The organism is Mesorhizobium sp. B2-3-11 (assembly GCF_006442215.1).
Lineage (GTDB): Bacteria > Pseudomonadota > Alphaproteobacteria > Rhizobiales > Rhizobiaceae > Mesorhizobium > Mesorhizobium salmacidum.
In genome coordinates this window covers 158,211-177,177 of the sequence record NZ_VFVS01000002.1, presented here as the reverse complement: position 1 = coordinate 177,177, position 18,967 = coordinate 158,211, and the positions used below count along the sequence as shown (strand labels likewise).

The following is an 18,967-nucleotide window of genomic DNA, read 5'->3' as shown; positions in this document are numbered from 1 at the left end:
GCTCGTGGCGGCGGATGTTTCCGGGGCGCGACGCCCCGGAAACGATTTTTGAACACTGGCTGCTCAGAGCTTCGGATTGAGCAGCGCGTCGATCTTGGGATCCTTCATGTTGTCCTTGGTCACGAGATTGGCACCGGTGTCGACATTTGCCTCCACCTTCTCGCCCTTCGAAGCGGCGAGCGCCGTCTTGATGCCGTCATAGCCCATCCGATACGGATCCTGGACGACGAGGCCCGAAATGACGCCGTCATTGAGGAACTTGATCAGCTTCTCGTCGCTGTCGAAGCCGATCAGTCCGACCTTGCCGGCAAGTTTGTTCTCGGCGATCGCCTGGCCGACGCCTTGCGCCATGATCAGGTTTGACGCGAAGATGCCCTTCAGGTCCGGATTGGCGGTGATCAGGTCGGTCGCGATGTTGAGGCCGGTGGTGGCCTGGCCGTCGGCGTATTTGTCGGCGATCAGTTCGAGGCCGGGATATTTGGCCTTGAGCTGTTCCTTGAAGCCTTGCGCGCGCTGTTCGAGCGAGCCAGCGCCAGGGAGCGCCGTGATAAGCGCAACCTTGCCTTCGACCTTGCCGCCGTTGGCGGCGCCGATCGCGGCGGCGAGACCGTCAGCGGCGACGCGGCCGCCCTGGACGTTGTCGGTGGTCAGGAACGAGGTGAAGGCCTTGGAGTCGGCGCCCGAGTCGATGCCGATGACCTTGACCTTGGCCGCGGCCTCGTCGATCGGCTTGCCGAGCGCCTTGGCTTCGGTCGGCGCGATGACGACGGCGGCCGGGTTGCCGGCGACGGCGTTCTCGAGGATCGAGATCTGGCCGTTGACGTCGGTCTCAGCCTGGGCGCCGAGTTCCGGCACATTGACGCCGAGATCCTTGCCGGCCTTGCGGGCGCCGGCCAGGACGATCTGCCAGTAGAAGGACGTGGTATCCTTGACGATGATCGGAATGGTCACGTCCGCCGCCGAAACCGGTGCGGTATGCATGACGCCGGTGAGCATCGAGGCTGCCGCCAGGGCCATGACGGCGCGGCGGTTGAGAATGCTGGTCACGAATTTCATAGGATCCTCCCTAAGTCGCCTGGTGAAACGTTACGGAAGCCCGGTTCGGATAGGCGTGGCCCAAACAGAACTTTATCAATAAAAAACAGTTGCACTGTTTTGATAGTCCATCGATCCAGCCGATGCAAGCGGTGTTTCCGGCCAACTCTCCCAAAGGCCTGACAACGACTCCTACCGGCGTCGGCTCTCTCCAGTCTTGGTCGGGCGCTCCCGTTTCCGTTCTGAGGGAGTATGGAATATTAATTCCATACTCCAGTCAATATGGAATGTTCATTCTTCCAGATCGCGATATTGTGAAGCCGCCCGCGACCCTGTGGACATCGCGAAAGTGCGGGCTTCAAGGCAGTTCCTGCACCACGGTGTAGGGACGATACTTGGCATATTCTGTCTCCGGCACGTCGATATCGAGCAATTCGAGGTTGCGCGTCAGGTTCGCCAATTTTGCGGTGCCGGTCAGCACGGTGGCGACTGTTGGCTCGTGCAAAGGAAACTGGAACGCGGCCGCCGCCAGCGGATAACCGCCTTCACCGGCGATCTTCTCCATGGCGTCGACACGACCGAGCACATCGTGGCTGGCGGGTACGTAGTCGAAATGCGCGCCTTGCACCGGCCCGGTCGCCAATATGCCCGAGTTGAAAACACCACCGATCACCAGCGAGGTCTGTTGCGCGCGGCACAGCGGCAGCAGTTCGGCTTCCGCGCTGCGGTCGAGCAAGGAATAACGGCTGGCGAGCAGGGTGCAGTCGAGCGGCGCCCGGCGCATGACTTCGAGGCAGATCTGGACTTCGTTGACGCCGAGCCCATAGGCCGAAATCGTGCCGGCCCGCTTCAGCTCTTCGAGCGCCTTGAGCCCGCCGTCCATCAGCTGGCGAAAGTGCAGTTTGGTCTTCTCGACTCCGTGCGTGTAGACGCCGATGTCGTGCACATACAGAATGTCTATCCTGTTTAGCCCAAGGCGCGCATAGCTGAAGTCGACCGACCGCATGATACCGTCATAGGAATAGTCGTAGTCCAGCGCGAAGGGCAGCGGATCGACATAGGAGTGGTCGGGAACCTGGTCTTCGGGCACCGGGCGGAACAGGCGGCCGACCTTGGTCGACAGCACGTAGGAATCACGCGGCTTGTAGCGTAGAAAGTCGCCGAAGCGACGCTCCGACAGGCCGAAACCGTAGAAGGGCGCGGTATCGAAATAACGCAAGCCGGCTTCCCACGCGCCCTGCAATGTTTCCATAGCCGCCTCACGCGAACAGGCCCGGTATAGACCGCCGATCGCGGCGCCGCCGAAACTGACTTCGGTCACCTCCAGCGCTGTCTGGCCGATACGGCGTTTTTTCATCCACAACCTCCCTATTCCCGGCCACTTGTGCGGCCGGGCAGTCTACCAGATATCAGTCGAATTAGAGCGTTGCGCCGAGATGCCAGGGCACGAACTCGTTGTCGCCGTAGCCGAAATCCTCGCTTTTGGTCTTGCGGCCCGAAGCCGTCTCGACGATCAGTTCGAAGATCTCGCGGCCCATGCCGGCAATGGTCTTTTCGCCGGAGGCGATGACGCCGCAATTGACGTCCATGTCCTCTTCCATCTGGTTGTACATGGTCGAGTTGGTGGCGACTTTGATCGAGGGTGTCGGCCGGCAGCCGAAGCAGGAACCGCGGCCGGTGGTGAAGACGATGACATTGGCGCCGCCCGCGACCTGTCCGGTGGCCGAGACCGGGTCGTAGCCGGGCGTGTCCATGAACACCAGCCCCTTGCCGGTGACCTTCTCTGCATAGCCGAACACGCCGTTGAGCGGCGTCTGGCCGCCCTTGGCGACCGCGCCGAGCGACTTTTCCAGGATCGTGGTGAGGCCGCCGCGCTTATTGCCGGGCGAGGGGTTGTTGTCGATCGAGGCGCCATGCTTGGCGACGTGATCTTCCCACCATTTCACGTAGCCATCGAGTTTCTTGGCGATCTCGGGGCTTGCGGCGCGGTAGGCGAGCAGGTGTTCGGCGCCGTAGATTTCCGTCGTCTCGGAAAGGATGCCGATGCCGCCGACGCCGGCCAGGATGTCGACCGCCGCGCCCAGAGCCGGGTTGGCCGTGATGCCCGACATGCCGTCGGAGCCGCCGCATTGCAGGCCGACGACGATCTCGCTGACCGGAATCGGTTCGCGTTTCAACTGGCCGACTTCCTCGGCGATCTCGGCCAGCACGCCCATCGCCTTTTCCACCGATTTGCGCGACCCGCCGGCATCCTGGATGTTGAAGTGGCGCTTGCCGGCGGCGGCACCCTTTTGGCCGTAAAGCGTGAGCTGGTTGACCTCGCAGCCGAGGCCGACCATCAGCACGCCGCCGAAGTTCGGGTGGCGGGCATAGCCGGCCAAGGTCCGATGCAGCACCATCATGCCGTCGCCGGTGGCGCTCATGCCGCAACCCTGGCCATGGACGATCGGCACGAAGCCATCAATGCCGGGATATTTCGGCAGCAAGGTCCTGTTGGCGGTGTCGGCGATCGAATGGCAGACGGTGGCCGAGCAATTGACGCTGGCGATGATGCCGATGAAGTTGCGGGTGCCGGCGCGGCCATCGGCGCGGCGATAGCCCATGAAGGTGCGGGCGCGGTCGGCCTCCGTCGCATGCTCGGCCTCGCTCGGCGGCACCACCGGCAGGCGGCCGGCCTCGAAGACCAGATTGTGCGAATGGACATGCTCGCCCGGTGCGATGTCCTGTGTGGCGCGGCCGATCGCCTGGGCGTATTTGACGACTGCTTCACCCGCGGCGATCGGCTTGATCGCCACCTTGTGGCCAGGCTCGATGACGGCGGCAGCGAGCGCGCCGCCCGGCAGCGTGGTGCCGATCTCGATACGGCCATTGGCAACGGCGACATTGTCGGCGGGGGACAGAAGAATGGTGTTCGACACGTTCACGGGCGTTTCCTGGGTGATCCTGGGATGCGCGGATTGACACGCGCCTGTTAAGAGTTAATGTCTTTTATCGTGAAAAAACAGTTTTGCGTCAATCGTTTTTTCGCCGCAGTTCGCCCTGAGGCAAGTGGTGGTGCCGGAACAATGAACCGGACCCGGAGAAAGAGATTCCTGCTTTTCAGGATCATTGGAACACATATTGCGCTTCAAGCCGGCCGCCGCAAGCACGGGCATGAATGGATCAGGGGATGTCGAAGAGCAACAACGTCTATAAGGACGCCTATAACCGCTGCCTCAGGCTGCTCGACGAAACGCGCAGCCTGCCGTCGGAACCGGAGTTGGGCGCGGTGCTCGGCGTCAGCCGTACGACGGTGCGCAGCATCCTGGCGCGCATGGAAGAGACCGGACTGATCGCCTGGAACAAGCGCGCCAAGACGGTGCTGCGCGCTCCGCGTCCCGATGACTTCTTTCCCGAGGAAGAGACCGACACGCTGGCCGAGATTATCGAACGGTCGTTCATGCGCAGGCTGCTGGCCGGCGGCGCCGAGGCCGGCATGCAGATCAACGAGCTCGAACTGGCGCGCGAGATCGGCGTCGGCACCACCAGCGTGCGCGAGTTCCTGATCCGCTTCTCCCGCTTTGGCCTGATCGAAAAACGCCGCAACAGCCATTGGGTGCTGAAGGGCTTTACGCGGGCCTTCGCACTGGAACTGACCGAGATCCGCGAAATGTTCGAATTGCGCTCGGCCGCCGCCTTCACTGCGCTGCCGCAGGACAGTCCGGTCTGGGGCGATCTCGACCGGCTGGAGGGGGAACACCGCGTTCTGGCACGCGAGATCGCGACGCGCTTCAATGAGTTCTCGGAGCTGGACGAGCGCCTCCACCGGCTCATCCACCGCGCCTCGCGCAACCGCTTCATCGTCGATTTCTACGACGTCATCGCCATGATTTTCCACTACCACTACCAGTGGAACAAGGCGCAGGAACGCGAGCGCAACGAAGTCGCGATCGGCGAACATCTAGCCTATATCGAGGCACTCAAGTCGCGCGACCTCGGCAAGGTCGATGCCGCCTGCCGCAAGCATTTGAAGTCGGCACGCCAGACATTGCTGACCTCGATCCCGGAAAGCCGGTCATCCCAAAAGAGCTGATCCTGCCGTGTTGCCGCAGTGTCGATTTGGCGATTTTCGACCTGTCCCGGCCGTGGTAGGTATCGTCATCGATCGTTTGAAGAGGCAGATGGTTTGAGCCGCCGGGGGAGACAACGGTGCATGCCGGTCGCGCTTGTCGCGGCCTGTCTGCTGTTGCTCCAGTCGACACTTGGTGCGTTCGCCTTCAGCTCCGGGCCTGATACCGCGCAGCTCGATGCCTTCGGCAACGTCATCTGTACCCGCGACGGCGCCACCCAGCTTCCCGGCGGCGACCAGCACCCGTCACATCTGCCGGCCTGCTGCACACTCGGCTGCAGCATGTTTTCGCCGGCCTATGCGCCGCCGCCCGATGCGGGGCTCGCGCTTGCATCCCTTTCCTTCGAGACCGTCGCCTTCGTCTTTCCGGCGACCACCCATCTCGACTTCGCCCGCGAACGCTCCCCATCGAACCCGCGCGCGCCGCCGCTTGCGGCCTGAGCCTGCTTGCTTGCGGAACCTTTCGCGAGCGTACTCATCCAAGATCAAAACCATTCGCGACCGGCGACGGCGCGATCATCACGTCATGGAGCAACCATGTCCCATTCTTTCCGTATGTCGGCGGGCACTGTGTTCGGCCGCATCCTGCCTCGGTTCAAAGCCGATCTCGGCATTGTCACGCTGGCCTTTGCCCTGTTGTTCGTCGGCGTCCAGGCCGTCCTGGCGCATGAATTCAAGGTGGGCGATCTCGAAATCGAACACCCCTGGTCGCGCGCCACCCCCGCCGGCGCCAAGGTGGCCGGCGGCTATTTCACCGTCATCAACAAGGGTAGCGCCGCGGACCGGCTGCTGTCGATTTCCTCCGACGTTTCTGAAAAGGCCGAGCTGCATCAAATGGGCGTCAAGGACGGCGTCATGACCATGCGGCCAGTTGACGGTGGCCTGGAGATTCCGGCCGGAGGCAAGGTGGCGCTGGCGCCCGGTGGCTATCACCTGATGTTCATCGGCCTGAAGCGGCAACCCAAGCAGGGTGAAAAATTCGCCGCCACGCTGACTTTCGAGAAGGCCGGCGCCGTCAGCATCGAGTTCGCCGTCGAGGGCATGGGTGAAATGGGGGGCATGGACGACCACGCCAATTGATCGCGCCGATCCACCATTTTTTGAAATCAGAGGGACCATCATGATCAAGTATCTTTTGGCGGCCGGCGCGTTTCTCGTGCTGGGGACAAATGCCGCCTTGGCGCACATCACGCTCGAAACCCAGGAGGCGGCCGTCGGCTCGACCTACAAGGCTGTGCTGCGCGTGCCGCATGGCTGCGACGGCAAAGCGACGACCGCCGTGCGTGTGCAGATTCCGGAAGGGGTGATCGCGGTGAAGCCGATGCCGAAGCCCGGCTGGACGCTGCAGACCAAGAAAGGCAAATATGAAAAATCCTACCAGCTCTATGGCCAGGCGGTGGCCGACGGTGTCAAGGAAGTCGACTGGAGCGGCGGCAATCTGCCGGATGAATTCTATGACGAGTTCGTCTTCCGGGCGACGCTGACGGCCGATCTGCCCGCCGGCCAGAAGCTCTACTTCCCGGTGGTGCAGGAATGCGGCGATGCCGCCGCCCGCTGGATCGAGATTCCGGCGGCCGGACAGGATGAGGACGCGCTGGAGACCCCGGCGCCCGGCATCAAGCTCACGCCGAAGAAATGATTTTCTGGCGGCGCGCCCTGTCCGCAAGGTGCGCCGCCAATTCCATGGCGGCAGCATGAACCCAACATCCCCATTCCAAAGGACCGCAATGGCCGGCAAGCGATTCGGCTGGGCTGGTGGGCTCTTTGCGGTGCTCATGGCGCTCATCGTCATGGCCTCGACAGGCCAGGCCTTTGCCCATGCGGCGCTGATCAAGACCGACCCGACCGACGGCGCCGTGCTGGCGCAGGCGCCGGCGCGGTTCTCGCTGACCTTCAGCGAGCCGGTCTCGCCGCTGGTGCTGACGCTGGTGACGCCCGATGGTACGCCGATCCCGCTGACATCCTTCCGCCTCAGCGACCAGACGGTCGAGATCGACAATCCGCAAACACTCAAATCCGGCACGCATGTGCTGAGCTGGCGTGTCATCTCCGCCGATGGCCATCCGGTCGGCGGTTCGCTGCTGTTTTCCATCGGTGCGCCAAGCGAGCCTCCAGCCGTCTCCGAGGCGGTCGACTGGCCGTTGCGGTCGGCGATCTGGATCGGCAAGGTCGTTCTCTATGCCGGCCTTTTCCTCGGCACTGGCGGCGCTTTCGCCCTTGCCTGGCTGGCCGGGGATGGCCGCGCCGGTCAACGCTTTGTTGCCGGGACGATCCTGTGCGGGCTGGTGGCGGCACTCTTGTCGCTCGGCTTGCAAGGTCTCGATGCGCTCGGTGCGCCGCTCTCCCATCTGGCGCAGCCGGTGGTCTGGTGCACAGGGCTCGGCACCAGCTTCGGCTGGACGGTGCTGATCGCCCTGATCGCGCTGGGGCTTGGCCTGCTGTCGCTGGCCGGACCGCGCGCGGCCGCCAGGCAGCTTGCCCTTGCCGGGCTGGTCGGTGTGGGCGCAGCGCTTGCCGCCAGCGGCCATGCCTGTGCCGCCGAACCGCAATGGCTGACACGGCCGCTGGTCTTCGTCCATGGCGTCGGTATCGCCTTCTGGGCCGGCGCTCTGGTGCCGCTCGGCCTCTCGCTGAAGCGTCAAGCGGCCGGCGCCGTTGAATTCCTGCGCCGCTTCTCATGGGCAATCGTGCCTGTGGTCGCCCTGCTTGCCGTGGCAGGCATCGTGTTGGCCGTGATCCAGGTGCAGACGCCCTCGGCGCTGGTCGACACTGCCTATGGCCGGCTGCTGCTGGTCAAGCTCGCGCTGCTGGTCTTCCTGTTCACGCTGGCCGGCGTCAATCGCTGGAAGCTCACCGCTTCGGCCGAGGCGGGAGCGACCGAGGTGCAACGCCGGCTCACCCGCTCGGTCGGCGTCGAAGTGCTGATCGTGCTGGCGATCTTCGGGGTCGCGGCGGGCTGGCGCTTCACGCCGCCGCCACGAGCGCTGGCGATCGCCGCGGCCCAGCCGGTTTCGGTGCACGTCCACGCGCTGCAGGCGATGGCCGATCTCAGCATCACGCCTGGCCATGCCGGACCCGTCGCCGCCTCGATGATCATCATGAGCGGCGATTTCGGACCGCTCGACGCCAAGGAAGTGACGCTGGTGCTGTCGAAGCCCGATTCCGGCATCGAGCCGCTGAAGCGCGCGGCAACCAGGCCCGGCGATGGCAGCTGGCGTGTCGACAACCTCATCATCCCGGTTCCCGGCCGCTGGACGGTGCGCATAGACATACTGATCTCGGACTTCGACATGGTGAAGATCGAGGCGCCGATCGACATCAGGCCGTAATGGCCGCGACAACACAATTGGGCGAGGCGGTTGACGCGGGCCTGAAGGCCCGTCAATCATCCAAGCAATAATGGGTATCGAGGCAAGAACGGGCTCGAGCTCGAAAACACCAGATCCGGAAACAGGGAAGAAACGATGGAAAAAGCCGAAATCGGCCTGATCGGCCTTGGCACGATGGGCTCCAACCTGGCGCTGAACATCGCCGAGCACGGGCACCGCATCGCCGTCTTCAACCGCACCAAGGCACGCACGGACGCTTTCGTCGAGAATGCCGGTGCGCTCAGGGACATGGTCATTCCTTGCTACAGTCTGGAGGAACTCGCCGCGGCGATCCGGCCGCCGCGCCCGATCATCATCATGGTGCTGGCCGGCAAGCCGGTCGACGAGCAGATCGAAGCCTTGCGCGGCGTGCTGTCCGACAACGACATCGTCATCGATGCCGGCAATGCCAATTTCCGCGATACGATGCGGCGCTTCTCGGAACTGTCCGGCTCGGGCTTGACCTTCATCGGCATGGGTGTCTCCGGCGGCGAGGAGGGCGCACGCCACGGACCGTCGATCATGGTCGGCGGCACCGAAGACTCCTGGAAGCGTGTCGAGAAGGTGCTGACCGCCATCTCCGCCAAGTTCAACGACGAGCCCTGTGCCGCCTGGCTCGGCACTGACGGCGCCGGACATTTCGTCAAGACCATCCACAACGGTATCGAATATGCCGACATGCAGATGATCGCCGAGATCTACGGCATCCTGCGCGATGGTCTGGGCATGGGGCCGAAAGAGATCGGCACGGTGTTTTCCAACTGGAACAAGGGCCGGCTCAATTCCTACCTGATCGAGATCACCGCCAAGGTGCTCGCCGCCGACGATCCGAAGACCGGCAAGCCGGTGGTCGACATCATCCTCGACCGCGCCGGCCAGAAGGGCACCGGCAAATGGTCCGTCATCGAGGCGCAGCAGCTCGGCATTCCGGCGACAGCGATCGAAGCGGCGGTGGCGGCGCGCGTGCTGTCGTCGATCAAGGACGAACGGCAGGCAGCCGAAAAAGCCTATGGCAATATCGGCGTGACGAAAATTTCCGGCGACAAGGACGCGCTGCTGAAAGACCTCGAACTGGCGCTGTTCGCCGGCAAGATCGCCGCTTACGCGCAGGGTTTTGCGGTGATGAGCGGCGCTTCGAAGGAGTTCAATTGGAACCTGCCGATGCCGACCATCGCCAAGATCTGGCGCGCCGGCTGCATCATCCGCTCGCAGATGCTCGACACGATGGCCGAAGCGTTCGGCAGCGGCGGCGCTTTGACCAATCTTTTGATGGCGCCGGCCTTTATCACCATGATGCAGGAGGCGCATCCGTCGCTGCGACGTGTCGTCGCGAGGGCTTCCGAGGCCGGTGCGCCGGTGCCGGCGCTGTCTTCGGCGCTTGCCTATTTCGACAGCTACCGCCAGGGCCGCGGTACCTCGAACCTGATCCAGGCGCAGCGCGACTTCTTCGGTGCGCATGGTTTCGAGCGCATTGGCGAGCAGGGTGCGTTCCACGGGCCGTGGGGCAGCGGCGCGGCTGGCTAGATCAATTCCAGGAGATTGCGTGGCGGTTTCCGTCCGGAATTGCGTAAAAAAGGAGTCTATTCGCCGAAGCGCCGATAGGCCACGACGCCCTTCGGCTCGCTCAGGCTCTGCAGCGAGCCGGGCGCGGCACCCCCGATCCAGCCGAGCACCGAGCGGGCGAGTTCGGACCCGGCCAGCCGGAAGTCTTCGTTGACGACCAGCAATTCATGCCTGAACAGATGCAGCAGTTCCGACGATTGCTTCGACACAACGTCGACGTCGCGGCCGAGCTTCAGGCCGGCATCCTCGATGCCGGCGACGATAGCGAGCGTCGCGGCTGCAGCACTGCTGATGATGCCGTCCGGCCTGATGTCGCGCCGCATCAGCTGCGCCGTCCTCATCCTGATCTGCTCGATCGAGTGGTCGATAGAGACGGTGTTGAACGGCACCTCGCTGGCGCCGACTTCGCTCAGCGCGTCGGCAAAGCCGTCGACCGTATGACGGTAGTAGCTCAAACCGACCGGCGGGGTCACCAAAGCGAGCCGGCGGCGGCCCATGCCGGCGAGGTGGCGCACCGCCTCGGCCGCGAAGGCGTAGTTGTCGAAATCATGATAGGGATGCACCAGCCCCATATCGGTGCGGCCATGCGTGGCAAAGGGAATGCCGCGCTCCAGCATGTAGCGGGCGCGGGGATCGTTCGGCTGCGTGCGTGAAATGATCACGCCGTCGGCGGAGCCGGTCTCAACAAGATAGCGCACCGGATCCAGCGGATCCTGCGAGCGCGAATAGGGTGTGACGATCAGGTGGTAGGGCGTGTCGGCGATGACTTCCGTCACGCCATAGATGATGTCGGAGACAAAGCTCATGAGTTCGTGCTCGGTGTTGAGCACGAGGCTGATGACATTGGTCTTGCCGGTCCGCAGGCGCACGCCGGCGCGGTTCGGCCGATAGCCGATCTGCTTGGCCACGAGCTGGACACGACGCCTGGTCTCTGCGCCGATCTCGGGCGCGTCCTTCAAGGCGCGCGAGACGGTGGTGACGCCGAGGCCGGTCATGAAGGCAAGCGTCTTCAGCGTCGGCCGCTCCTGTGCCGTCGCGTCGTCATCCTTGTCCGTGCGTTGTCTGTCCATCCGTCCCGCCCATCAGGCGCATAGCAGCCGCCGGGCAGCCCGGCAATGTTGCGGGCCGCTTCCCATGGCGCGTCATCTGCATTGGAAGCAATATACTGAAACGTTACAGCTTGTCACGATCGGTGTAAAAGTGGGTGCTCGCGGACACGGAAAGACATCGTCAACCGCGTGGCGAAAAATCGTTGGGATTCAGAGAGAGCATGCTCCTAGCAAGTTTCTTGCTGCCTTTGCTCATTGTGCGGCGCAGTCTTGCTCATTGCGTCGCACAATAAGGCCGCAACGAAACGATTTTGTTCGCGGCTCGAAAAATATCAAACCGACTCTTGCCGGAAGGGGTTGCGCATAGTCTTCAATTGCCGTATCGAAAATCTGTAACGTTTCAGATTTCTGGGAGGAAGCCGAAATGCGATATAAATTCCTGACCGCTGCGTTTGCAGCGACGGTTGCGCTCAACTTCGCCGGGCCGGCGGCCGCGACCGATCTGGAAGTCACCCATTGGTGGACTTCCGGCGGCGAGGCGGCAGCGGTCGCCGAACTCGCCAAGGCATTCGACGCCACCGGCAATCACTGGGTCGACGGCGCCATCGCCGGATCCGGCGGCACGGCGCGGCCGATCATGATCAGCCGCATCACCGGCGGCGATCCGATGGGGGCCACCCAATTCAACCATGGCCGGCAAGCGGAAGAGCTGGTGCAGGCCGGCCTGATGCGTGACCTCACCGATGTCGCCAACAAGGGCAAGTGGACGGAGGTGGTACGGCCCAAGAGCCTGCTCGACTCGTGCACGATCGACGGCAAGATCTATTGTGTGCCGGTCAACATCCATTCCTGGCAGTGGCTGTGGCTGTCGAACGCGGCCTTCGAGAAGGCCGGCGTTCCGGTGCCGAAGAACTGGAATGAGTATGTGGCCGCGGCCCCGGCGCTGGAGAAGGCAGGCGTCGTGCCGCTCGCGGTCGGCGGGCAGGCCTGGCAGGCATCGGGCGCCTTCGACGTGCTGCTTGCCGCGGTCGGTGGAACCGACGCCTTCCTCAAGGTCTACAAGGACAAGGACGCCAAGTTCGCCGCCGGTCCCGAAGTCGCCAAGGTCTTCAAGGCCGCGGACGACGCGCGCAAGATGGCCAAGAACACCAATGTGCAGGACTGGAACCAGGCCACCAACATGGTCATCACCGGCAAGGCCGGCGGCCAGATCATGGGCGACTGGGCGCAAGGCGAGTTCCAGGTCGCCGGCAAGACCGCCGGCAAGGACTATACTTGCCTTCCCGGCCTTGGCCTGAACGAGGTCATCGCCACGGGCGGCGACGCCTTCTACTTCCCGATGCTCAAGGACGCCGACAAGGCCAAGGCGCAGGAAGTGCTGGCCGAGACCCTGCTCGATCCCAAGACCCAGGTTGCCTTCAACCTCAAGAAGGGTTCGCTGCCGGTGCGCGGCGACGTCGACCTCAACGCGGCCAATGATTGCATGAAGAAGGGCCTCGCTATCCTGGCCAAGGGCGCGGTCATCCCATGGACGGACCAGCTGCTCTCGCAGGACAGCCAGAAGCAGAAGGAGGACCTTTTCTCCGAATTCTTCGCCAAGCAGGACATGAGCCTCGAAGATGCGCAGAAGCGCTTCGCCGACATCATCGCCTCGGCTGACTGACGACTGATGAGCCGCCTCGCTCCCGACCTTGCCGGGCAGGGTCGGGAGCCCAGGCGTGCTGACTTTCCGCCCTTATCCGATCCAGCACGACTGTACCGATGAGCAAGAGCGAACGCCCGAGCCAACTCTTCCGCAATCTCAATGCGAAGGTCGCTTCGATCCCGATGATCCTCACCGCAATGGTGGTCTTTGTCGGCGGCACCGCATGGACGGTGCTCTATTCCTTCACCAATTCGAAGCTCCTGCCGCGGCTGAATTTCGTCGGGCTCGACCAGTATTACCGGCTGTGGGCGACGCCGCGCTGGCTGATCTCGATCGAGAACCTTCTGATCTACGGCGTGATCTCACTGGTGTTCTCGCTGGTGATTGGGTTTCTGCTGGCTGCCCTGCTCGACCAGAAGATCCGTTTCGAGGACACGTTCCGCACCATCTTTCTCTACCCCTTCGCACTCTCCTTCATCGTCACCGGCCTTGTCTGGCAATGGCTGCTCAATCCGGATTTCGGCGTCCAGGGCGTGGTACGAAGCCTCGGCTGGACCAGCTTCGACTTCAATCCGCTCTACAATTCCAGCATCGTCATCTATGGCATATCGATTGCGGCGCTCTGGCAAGGCACAGGGCTGATCATGTGCCTGATGCTGGCGGGCCTGCGCGGCATCGACGAGGACATCTGGAAGGCCACACGGGTGGACGGGATACCCATGTGGAAGACCTATCTGTTCATCATCATCCCGATGATGCGGCCGGTGTTCATCACCACGCTAGTGATCATCGCGTCAGGCATTGTGAAGGTTTACGATCTCGTTGTCGCGCAGACCAGCGGCGGGCCGGGCATCGCCTCCGAAGTGCCGGCCAAATATGTCTACGACTACATGTTCTTCGCCCAGAACCTCGGCCAGGGTTTTGCCGCCTCGACCATGATGCTGCTGTCGGTGATGATCGTCATCGTGCCGTGGGCCTATCTCGAATTCGGAGGCCGCAAGCGTGTCTGACCATGCCGTCGCCTTGTCCGCCACGTCGTCAAACCCGCGGGATGATGCCGCCGGCCCGAGCGGGCCAAAGCCGCGGCACATGTTCTCGCGCCGCAACATTTTCCTCTACGGCACGCTTGTGGTGGTCGCGCTCTACTACCTTCTGCCGCTCTATGTGATGGTCGTCACCTCGCTCAAGGGCATGCCGGAGATCCGACTCGGCAACATCTTCTCGCCGCCGCTCGAGATCACCTTCGAGCCCTGGGTCAAGGCGTGGTCGCAGGCCTGCACCGGCCTGAATTGCGATGGGCTTTCCCGTGGTTTCTGGAACTCGGTGCGCATCACCGTTCCTTCAGTGATCCTGTCGATCGCCATCGCTTCGGTGAACGGCTATGCGCTGGCCAACTGGCGCTTCAAGGGCGCCGACACGTTCTTCGTCATCCTGATCGTCGGCGCCTTCATTCCCTATCAGGTGATGATCTATCCCATCGTCATCATCCTGCGCGAGATCGGCCTCTATGGCAGCCTTACCGGCCTGGTGATCGTGCACTCCATCTTCGGCATGCCGATCCTGACGCTTCTGTTCCGCAATTATTTCACCTCCATGCCGGAAGAGCTGTTCCGGGCGGCGCGCGTCGACGGTGCCGGCTTCTGGGGCATCTATCTGCGCATCATGCTGCCGATGTCGCTGCCGATCTTCGTCGTCGCCATCATCCTGCAGGTGACAGGCATCTGGAACGACTTCCTGTTCGGCGTCGTCTACACCCGCCCCGACACCTATCCGATGACGGTGCAGCTCAACAACATCGTCAACTCGGTGCAAGGCGTGAAAGAATACAACGTCAACATGGCCGCCACCATCCTGACCGGGCTGGTGCCGCTGATCGTCTATTTCATTTCCGGCAAATTGTTCGTGCGCGGCATCGCCGCCGGCGCGGTGAAAGGGTGATGGCGATGGCGGCGAACGGTACCAGTGTTTCGATCCAGGATCTGTCGCTGAACTTCGGCGCCATCTCGGTGCTGCAGACGCTCAACCTCGATGTCGCCGAAGGCGAGTTCATCGTGCTGCTCGGGCCCTCCGGCTGCGGCAAGTCGACCTTGCTCAACTGCATCGCCGGCCTGCTCGACATTTCCGAAGGCCGTATCTTCATCAAGGGCAAGAACGTCACCTGGGAAGAGCCCAAGGACCGCGGCATCGGCATGGTCTTCCAGTCCTATGCGCTCTATCCGCAGATGACGGTGGAGAAGAACTTGTCCTTCGGGCTGCGCGTCGCCGGCATCGCCAAGGACGAGATCGCCAAGCGCATCGCGCGGGCCGCCGAGATCCTGCAGATCGAGCCGCTTTTGCAGCGCAAGCCGGCCGCACTCTCCGGCGGCCAGCGCCAGCGCGTAGCCATCGGGCGGGCGCTGGTGCGCGATGTCGACGTCTTCCTGTTCGACGAACCGCTGTCCAATCTCGATGCCAAGCTGCGTTCCGAACTGCGCGTCGAGATCAAACTTCTGCACCGTAAATTGCAGAACACGATGATCTACGTCACCCATGACCAGATCGAGGCGATGACGCTGGCCGATCGCATAGCGGTGATGAAGGGCGGTGTCATCCAGCAGCTCGACGCGCCGCAAACCATCTACAACCGTCCGGTCAACCGGTTCGTTGCCGGGTTCCTCGGCTCACCGGCGATGAACTTCGTCGAGGGGCAGTTGGAGACCGGCCCGACGGCAGTGTTCAAGACCGGGGATTTGAACATACCGCTCGATCGCTACAGCTTCGACGGCACCGGCGACAAGAGCGGGCCTTGCGTGTTCGGGATCCGGCCGGAGCACGTTGTCTTTGGCGAGGCCGCGAATTCCATGCCCTTTGCCACCGATGCCGCCGTCGAGATCGTCGAGCCCATGGGCTCCGATACACTGGTGTGGACGAAGCTCGGCGGCCGCATTTTTTCCTTCCGTGTCGAGGCGGAAAAAACGCTGCGCAATGGCGATCCGATCCGAATCGGTTTCGATCCCGCCCGCGCCTCGCTGTTCGACACCCCATCCGGAAACCGCATGTAGCTCCCAAGAAAACCATCCTCCCAAAGACAATCCCAAGCAGAACGGACAGAGACGATGAACTGGTCATTCCAACTTTACAGCGCTCGCAATTTCTTGCCCTGGACCGATGTGCTCGAAATGCTCGGCAAGCTCGGTTACGCCGAGGTCGAAGGCTTCGGCGGCGTCTATGACGATCCCAAGGCCTTCCGCGCCGAACTCGACAAGAACGGCCTTTCGATGCCGACCGGGCATTTTTCCATCGATGCGCTGGAGAAGGATTTCGACGGCGTGCGCAGGATCGCCGAAACGCTCGGCGTCAAGCTTTTGATCTGCCCTTATCTGATGGCCGAGGACAGGCCATCCGACGCCGCCGGCTGGCGCGCCTTCGGCGAGCGTCTGGCCAAGGTCGGCGACGTGGCCTCGAAGGCCGGCTATGGCTTTGCCTGGCACAACCATGATTTCGAATTCAAGATGCTCGCCGACGGCTCGCTGCCGCAGGACCATATCCTGTCGTCCGCCCCCAATATTGGCTGGGAAATGGACGTTGCCTGGGTGGTGCGCGGCGGCGCCGACCCGCTACCCTGGATCGAGAAGCACGGCCAGCGCATCGTCGCCGTCCATGTCAAGGATATGGCGAAGCCTGGCGAGGGGCTGGATGAGGATGGCTGGTCGGATGTCGGGCATGGCACAATCGACTGGGCCGGCTTGATCAAGGTGTTGCGGGCCAAGAGCGCGGCAAAATACTTTGTCATGGAACAGGACAATCCCAACGACATCGAGCGCTTCGCCCGCCGCTCGATCGCGACCGTCAAGAGCTACTAGGAACAACCACCATGGCAAAGAAACTTGGTATTGGCGTCATCGGCTGCGGCAACATCTCGAAGGCCTATTTTTCGCTGGCGCCGCTGTTTCGCGGCATCGAGATGCGTGCCTGCGCCGACATCAACATGGATGTGGCCAGGGCGCGGGCGAAGGAATTCAAGCTCCGCGCCGAGACCGTCGAGGACCTGCTCAAGGCCGACGACATCGACATCATCGTCAACCTGACCATTCCGGCCGTGCACTACGAGGTGTCGAAGCAGGTGCTCGATGCCGGCAAGCATGTCTATTCGGAAAAGCCGTTCGTGCTGTCGCTCAGGGAAGGCCAGGACCTCAAGGCGCGGGCCGAGAAGAAGGGGCTGCGCATCGGTTCGGCGCCGGACACGTTCCTGGGCGGCGCGCACCAGCTGGTGCGTGAACTGATCGACGAGGGAAAGCTCGGCAGGATCACCAGCGGCACCTGCCACGTCATGGGCCACGGCATGGAACACTGGCATCCGAATCCCGATTTCTTCTTCCAGCCGGGTGCCGGGCCGGTGCTCGACATCGGGCCGTATTACATCACCAATCTGATCCAGCTGATCGGGCCGGTGAAGCAGGTGGCGGCTTTCGCGACGACTCCGGCCAAGGAGCGGACCATCAGCTCAAAGCCTCGCGCGGGTGAAAAAATCCCGGTCAACACACCGACCACCATTCACGGCCTGCTCGAATTCGAGAACGGCGCCGTGGTGACGCTGAACACCAGCTGGGACGTCTGGGCTCACGGCCACGCGCCGATGGAACTCTATGGTGAGGCCGGGACGGTGTTCGTGCCGGATCCGAACTTCTTCGGTGGCGACGTGCGCTTCACCGAAGAAGGCAAGCCGGTCAAGAAGCTGCCGAAATGGAAGCACCCGCTCGGCATCCCCAATGAGATGCACGGCCAGGGCATGATGGCCAATTACCGCACATCAGGCCTCGCCGACATGGCGCTGGCGATCGCTGAAAGCCGGCCGCACCGCTGTTCGATGGAACTCGCGCTGCATGCCGTCGATGTCATGACCGGCCTCCTGCGCTCGGGCGAAACCGGCAAGTTCGTCGCCATGCAAACCACATGCGAGCGCCCGGCCGCGCTTGGCGTCAAGCAAGCCAAGGATCTTCTGGCCAAGAAGAAATAGGTCGCGAAGATTATCGATAATTTTGCTTGCCCCCCTCCCCGTTCCTCCGGGGAGGGGGTAAAGGATGGGGTACGGGCATGCTCACCGCCTCTGCGATGACGGTGCCCTGTCCGTTCAGATTCGAGGATTTCCCATGACCTATGTCGCCGCTGAGAACCGCTATGAAAAAATGATCTACAACCGTTGCGGTCGGTCCGGCCTCAAGCTGCCGGCGATCTCGCTCGGGCTGTGGCACAATTTCGGCGACGACACGCCGCATCGGACCAAGCAGGCGATCGTGCGCAAGGCCTTCGACCTCGGCATCACCCATTTCGACTTGGCCAACAATTATGGGCCGCCGCCCGGCTCGGCCGAGACGCCTTTCGGCGAGATCCTGCGCACCGATTTTTCCGCCTATCGCGACGAACTGATCATCTCGACCAAGGCTGGCTATGAAATGTGGGCGGGTCCCTATGGTGAATGGGGCGGGCGCAAATACATGCTGGCCAGTCTCGACCAGAGCCTGAAGCGGATGGGCCTCGACTATGTCGACATCTTCTATTCGCACCGCTTCGATCCCGACACGCCGCTCGAAGAAACCATGGGCGCGCTCGACCATGCGGTGCGTTCGGGCAAGGCACTCTATGCCGGCATCTCGTCCTACAATTCGCAGCGCACCCGCGAGGCCGCCGACATATTGAGGCAATTGGGCACGCCCTGCGTCATCCACCAGCCGAGCTATTCGATGTTGAACCGTTGGGTCGAGGAAGACGGCCTTCTCGATACGCTCGAAGGGCTCGGCGTCGGCTCCATCGTGTTCTCGCCGCTGGCGCAAGGCATGTTGACCGATAAATATCTCGGCGGCATTCCCGATGGCAGCCGGGCGTCCCAAGGCAAGTCGCTGAAGACAGCCTTCATCAACGACCGCACCATCGCCAACATCAAGGCGCTCAACGCGATCGCCGGCAAGCGCGGCCAGACGCTGGCGCAGATGGCGCTGGCCTGGGTGCTGCGCAGGGGCCGGGTTACTTCGGCGCTGATCGGCGCCAGCCGGCCCGAGCAGGTCGAGGACTGCGTCGGCGCGCTGAAGGTGCTCGACTTCAGCGACGCCGAACTGGCCGAGATCGATACGTACGCGCGCGAGTCCGACATCAACCTGTGGGCGGCCTCCGCCGAGCGCAAAGGTCCGCCGAGGAAGTAGATGAAGCTGGCTAATAAAGGCTG

The 18,967-nt window shown here is 62.9% G+C and carries 17 protein-coding genes; 13 read left to right on the top strand and 4 right to left on the bottom strand.

From position 1 onward, the window contains the following. Positions 1-63 precede the first annotated feature (63 nt). The 3 genes from FJ960_RS04275 to FJ960_RS04265 all read right to left on the bottom strand — a co-directional run bounded on the left by FJ960_RS04275 (position 64) and on the right by FJ960_RS04265 (position 3,959). Positions 64-1,056 carry an ABC transporter substrate-binding protein gene (locus tag FJ960_RS04275; protein ID WP_027144669.1) on the bottom strand — a complete coding sequence of 331 codons (993 nt, stop codon included), beginning with the start codon at positions 1,054-1,056 and terminating at the stop codon, positions 64-66. Positions 1,057-1,393: 337 nt separating this feature from the next. Then, entirely contained in the window at positions 1,394-2,392 is a 999-nt protein-coding gene (locus tag FJ960_RS04270; RefSeq protein WP_140712100.1) for an aldo/keto reductase, read from the bottom strand. A 61-nt stretch (positions 2,393-2,453) separates the two neighbouring features. Continuing rightward, positions 2,454-3,959, bottom strand: a complete 1,506-nt coding sequence (locus FJ960_RS04265) for an altronate dehydratase family protein (protein WP_140712098.1) — start codon at positions 3,957-3,959, stop codon at positions 2,454-2,456. A 245-nt stretch (positions 3,960-4,204) separates the two neighbouring features. Here FJ960_RS04265 and FJ960_RS04260 point away from each other — a divergent pair, with 245 nt between their 5' ends. The 6 genes from FJ960_RS04260 (at position 4,205) to gndA (ending at position 10,035) form a co-directional block, all read left to right on the top strand. Then, positions 4,205-5,107: a GntR family transcriptional regulator gene (locus tag FJ960_RS04260; RefSeq protein ID WP_140712096.1), complete on the top strand. Its 903-nt coding sequence runs from the start codon at positions 4,205-4,207 to the stop codon at positions 5,105-5,107. 120 nt (positions 5,108-5,227) lie between these two features. Continuing rightward, entirely contained in the window at positions 5,228-5,584 is a 357-nt protein-coding gene (locus FJ960_RS04255; protein WP_140712094.1) for a DUF2946 family protein, read from the top strand. 96 nt (positions 5,585-5,680) lie between these two features. After that, positions 5,681-6,223: a copper chaperone PCu(A)C gene (locus FJ960_RS04250; protein ID WP_140712092.1), complete on the top strand. Its 543-nt coding sequence runs from the start codon at positions 5,681-5,683 to the stop codon at positions 6,221-6,223. 40 nt (positions 6,224-6,263) lie between these two features. Beyond that, positions 6,264-6,782, top strand: coding sequence for a YcnI family protein (locus FJ960_RS04245; protein WP_140503043.1), 519 nt, complete (start codon positions 6,264-6,266; stop codon positions 6,780-6,782). Positions 6,783-6,870: 88 nt separating this feature from the next. After that, positions 6,871-8,472 carry a copper resistance CopC/CopD family protein gene (locus FJ960_RS04240; protein WP_246672614.1) on the top strand — a complete coding sequence of 534 codons (1,602 nt, stop codon included), beginning with the start codon at positions 6,871-6,873 and terminating at the stop codon, positions 8,470-8,472. A gap of 135 nt (positions 8,473-8,607) precedes the next feature. After that, entirely contained in the window at positions 8,608-10,035 is a 1,428-nt protein-coding gene (gndA, locus tag FJ960_RS04235) for an NADP-dependent phosphogluconate dehydrogenase (protein ID WP_140712088.1), read from the top strand. Between the two features lie 56 nt (positions 10,036-10,091). On the opposite strand, the gene FJ960_RS04230 is transcribed toward gndA, so the two are convergent. Further along, the gene (locus FJ960_RS04230; protein WP_140712086.1) at positions 10,092-11,144 is read right to left on the bottom strand and encodes a LacI family transcriptional regulator; all 1,053 of its coding nucleotides are present in this window, start codon (positions 11,142-11,144) and stop codon (positions 10,092-10,094) included. A 403-nt stretch (positions 11,145-11,547) separates the two neighbouring features. On the opposite strand from FJ960_RS04230, the gene FJ960_RS04225 reads away from it, so the two are divergent. The 7 genes from FJ960_RS04225 (at position 11,548) to mgrA (ending at position 18,944) form a co-directional block, all read left to right on the top strand. Next, on the top strand, positions 11,548-12,786 hold the full coding sequence (locus tag FJ960_RS04225) for an ABC transporter substrate-binding protein (protein ID WP_140712084.1): 1,239 nt from the start codon (positions 11,548-11,550) through the stop codon (positions 12,784-12,786). 98 nt (positions 12,787-12,884) lie between these two features. Then, a complete protein-coding gene (locus tag FJ960_RS04220) occupies positions 12,885-13,778 on the top strand; it encodes a sugar ABC transporter permease (RefSeq protein ID WP_140712082.1) in 894 nt (297 codons plus the stop codon). Further along, the gene (locus tag FJ960_RS04215; protein ID WP_140503031.1) at positions 13,771-14,706 is read left to right on the top strand and encodes a carbohydrate ABC transporter permease; all 936 of its coding nucleotides are present in this window, start codon (positions 13,771-13,773) and stop codon (positions 14,704-14,706) included. Before FJ960_RS04220 ends, FJ960_RS04215 begins: the two co-directional genes overlap by 8 nt. Before the next feature lie 5 nt (positions 14,707-14,711). Next, the gene (locus FJ960_RS04210; RefSeq protein ID WP_140712080.1) at positions 14,712-15,809 is read left to right on the top strand and encodes an ABC transporter ATP-binding protein; all 1,098 of its coding nucleotides are present in this window, start codon (positions 14,712-14,714) and stop codon (positions 15,807-15,809) included. A 54-nt stretch (positions 15,810-15,863) separates the two neighbouring features. Next, positions 15,864-16,610, top strand: coding sequence for a sugar phosphate isomerase/epimerase (locus FJ960_RS04205; protein ID WP_140712078.1), 747 nt, complete (start codon positions 15,864-15,866; stop codon positions 16,608-16,610). A gap of 11 nt (positions 16,611-16,621) precedes the next feature. After that, a complete protein-coding gene (locus FJ960_RS04200) occupies positions 16,622-17,764 on the top strand; it encodes a Gfo/Idh/MocA family oxidoreductase (protein WP_140712076.1) in 1,143 nt (380 codons plus the stop codon). A gap of 133 nt (positions 17,765-17,897) precedes the next feature. Next, a complete protein-coding gene (gene mgrA, locus FJ960_RS04195) occupies positions 17,898-18,944 on the top strand; it encodes an L-glyceraldehyde 3-phosphate reductase (RefSeq protein ID WP_140712074.1) in 1,047 nt (348 codons plus the stop codon). The last annotated feature ends 23 nt before the right edge of the window (positions 18,945-18,967 follow it).

Coding starts and splice junctions, on each gene's coding strand:
- FJ960_RS04200 (WP_140712076.1), top strand. CDS start 16,622: ATGGCAAAGAAACTTGGTATTGGCGTCATCGGCTGCGGCAACATCTCG.
- FJ960_RS04220 (WP_140712082.1), top strand. CDS start 12,885: ATGAGCAAGAGCGAACGCCCGAGCCAACTCTTCCGCAATCTCAATGCG.
- FJ960_RS04230 (WP_140712086.1), bottom strand. CDS start 11,144: ATGGACAGACAACGCACGGACAAGGATGACGACGCGACGGCACAGGAG.
- FJ960_RS04270 (WP_140712100.1), bottom strand. CDS start 2,392: ATGAAAAAACGCCGTATCGGCCAGACAGCGCTGGAGGTGACCGAAGTC.
- FJ960_RS04275 (WP_027144669.1), bottom strand. CDS start 1,056: ATGAAATTCGTGACCAGCATTCTCAACCGCCGCGCCGTCATGGCCCTG.
- FJ960_RS04245 (WP_140503043.1), top strand. CDS start 6,264: ATGATCAAGTATCTTTTGGCGGCCGGCGCGTTTCTCGTGCTGGGGACA.
- FJ960_RS04255 (WP_140712094.1), top strand. CDS start 5,228: ATGCCGGTCGCGCTTGTCGCGGCCTGTCTGCTGTTGCTCCAGTCGACA.
- FJ960_RS04225 (WP_140712084.1), top strand. CDS start 11,548: ATGCGATATAAATTCCTGACCGCTGCGTTTGCAGCGACGGTTGCGCTC.
- FJ960_RS04260 (WP_140712096.1), top strand. CDS start 4,205: ATGTCGAAGAGCAACAACGTCTATAAGGACGCCTATAACCGCTGCCTC.
- FJ960_RS04250 (WP_140712092.1), top strand. CDS start 5,681: ATGTCCCATTCTTTCCGTATGTCGGCGGGCACTGTGTTCGGCCGCATC.
- FJ960_RS04210 (WP_140712080.1), top strand. CDS start 14,712: ATGGCGGCGAACGGTACCAGTGTTTCGATCCAGGATCTGTCGCTGAAC.
- FJ960_RS04205 (WP_140712078.1), top strand. CDS start 15,864: ATGAACTGGTCATTCCAACTTTACAGCGCTCGCAATTTCTTGCCCTGG.
- mgrA (WP_140712074.1), top strand. CDS start 17,898: ATGACCTATGTCGCCGCTGAGAACCGCTATGAAAAAATGATCTACAAC.
- gndA (WP_140712088.1), top strand. CDS start 8,608: ATGGAAAAAGCCGAAATCGGCCTGATCGGCCTTGGCACGATGGGCTCC.
- FJ960_RS04240 (WP_246672614.1), top strand. CDS start 6,871: ATGGCCGGCAAGCGATTCGGCTGGGCTGGTGGGCTCTTTGCGGTGCTC.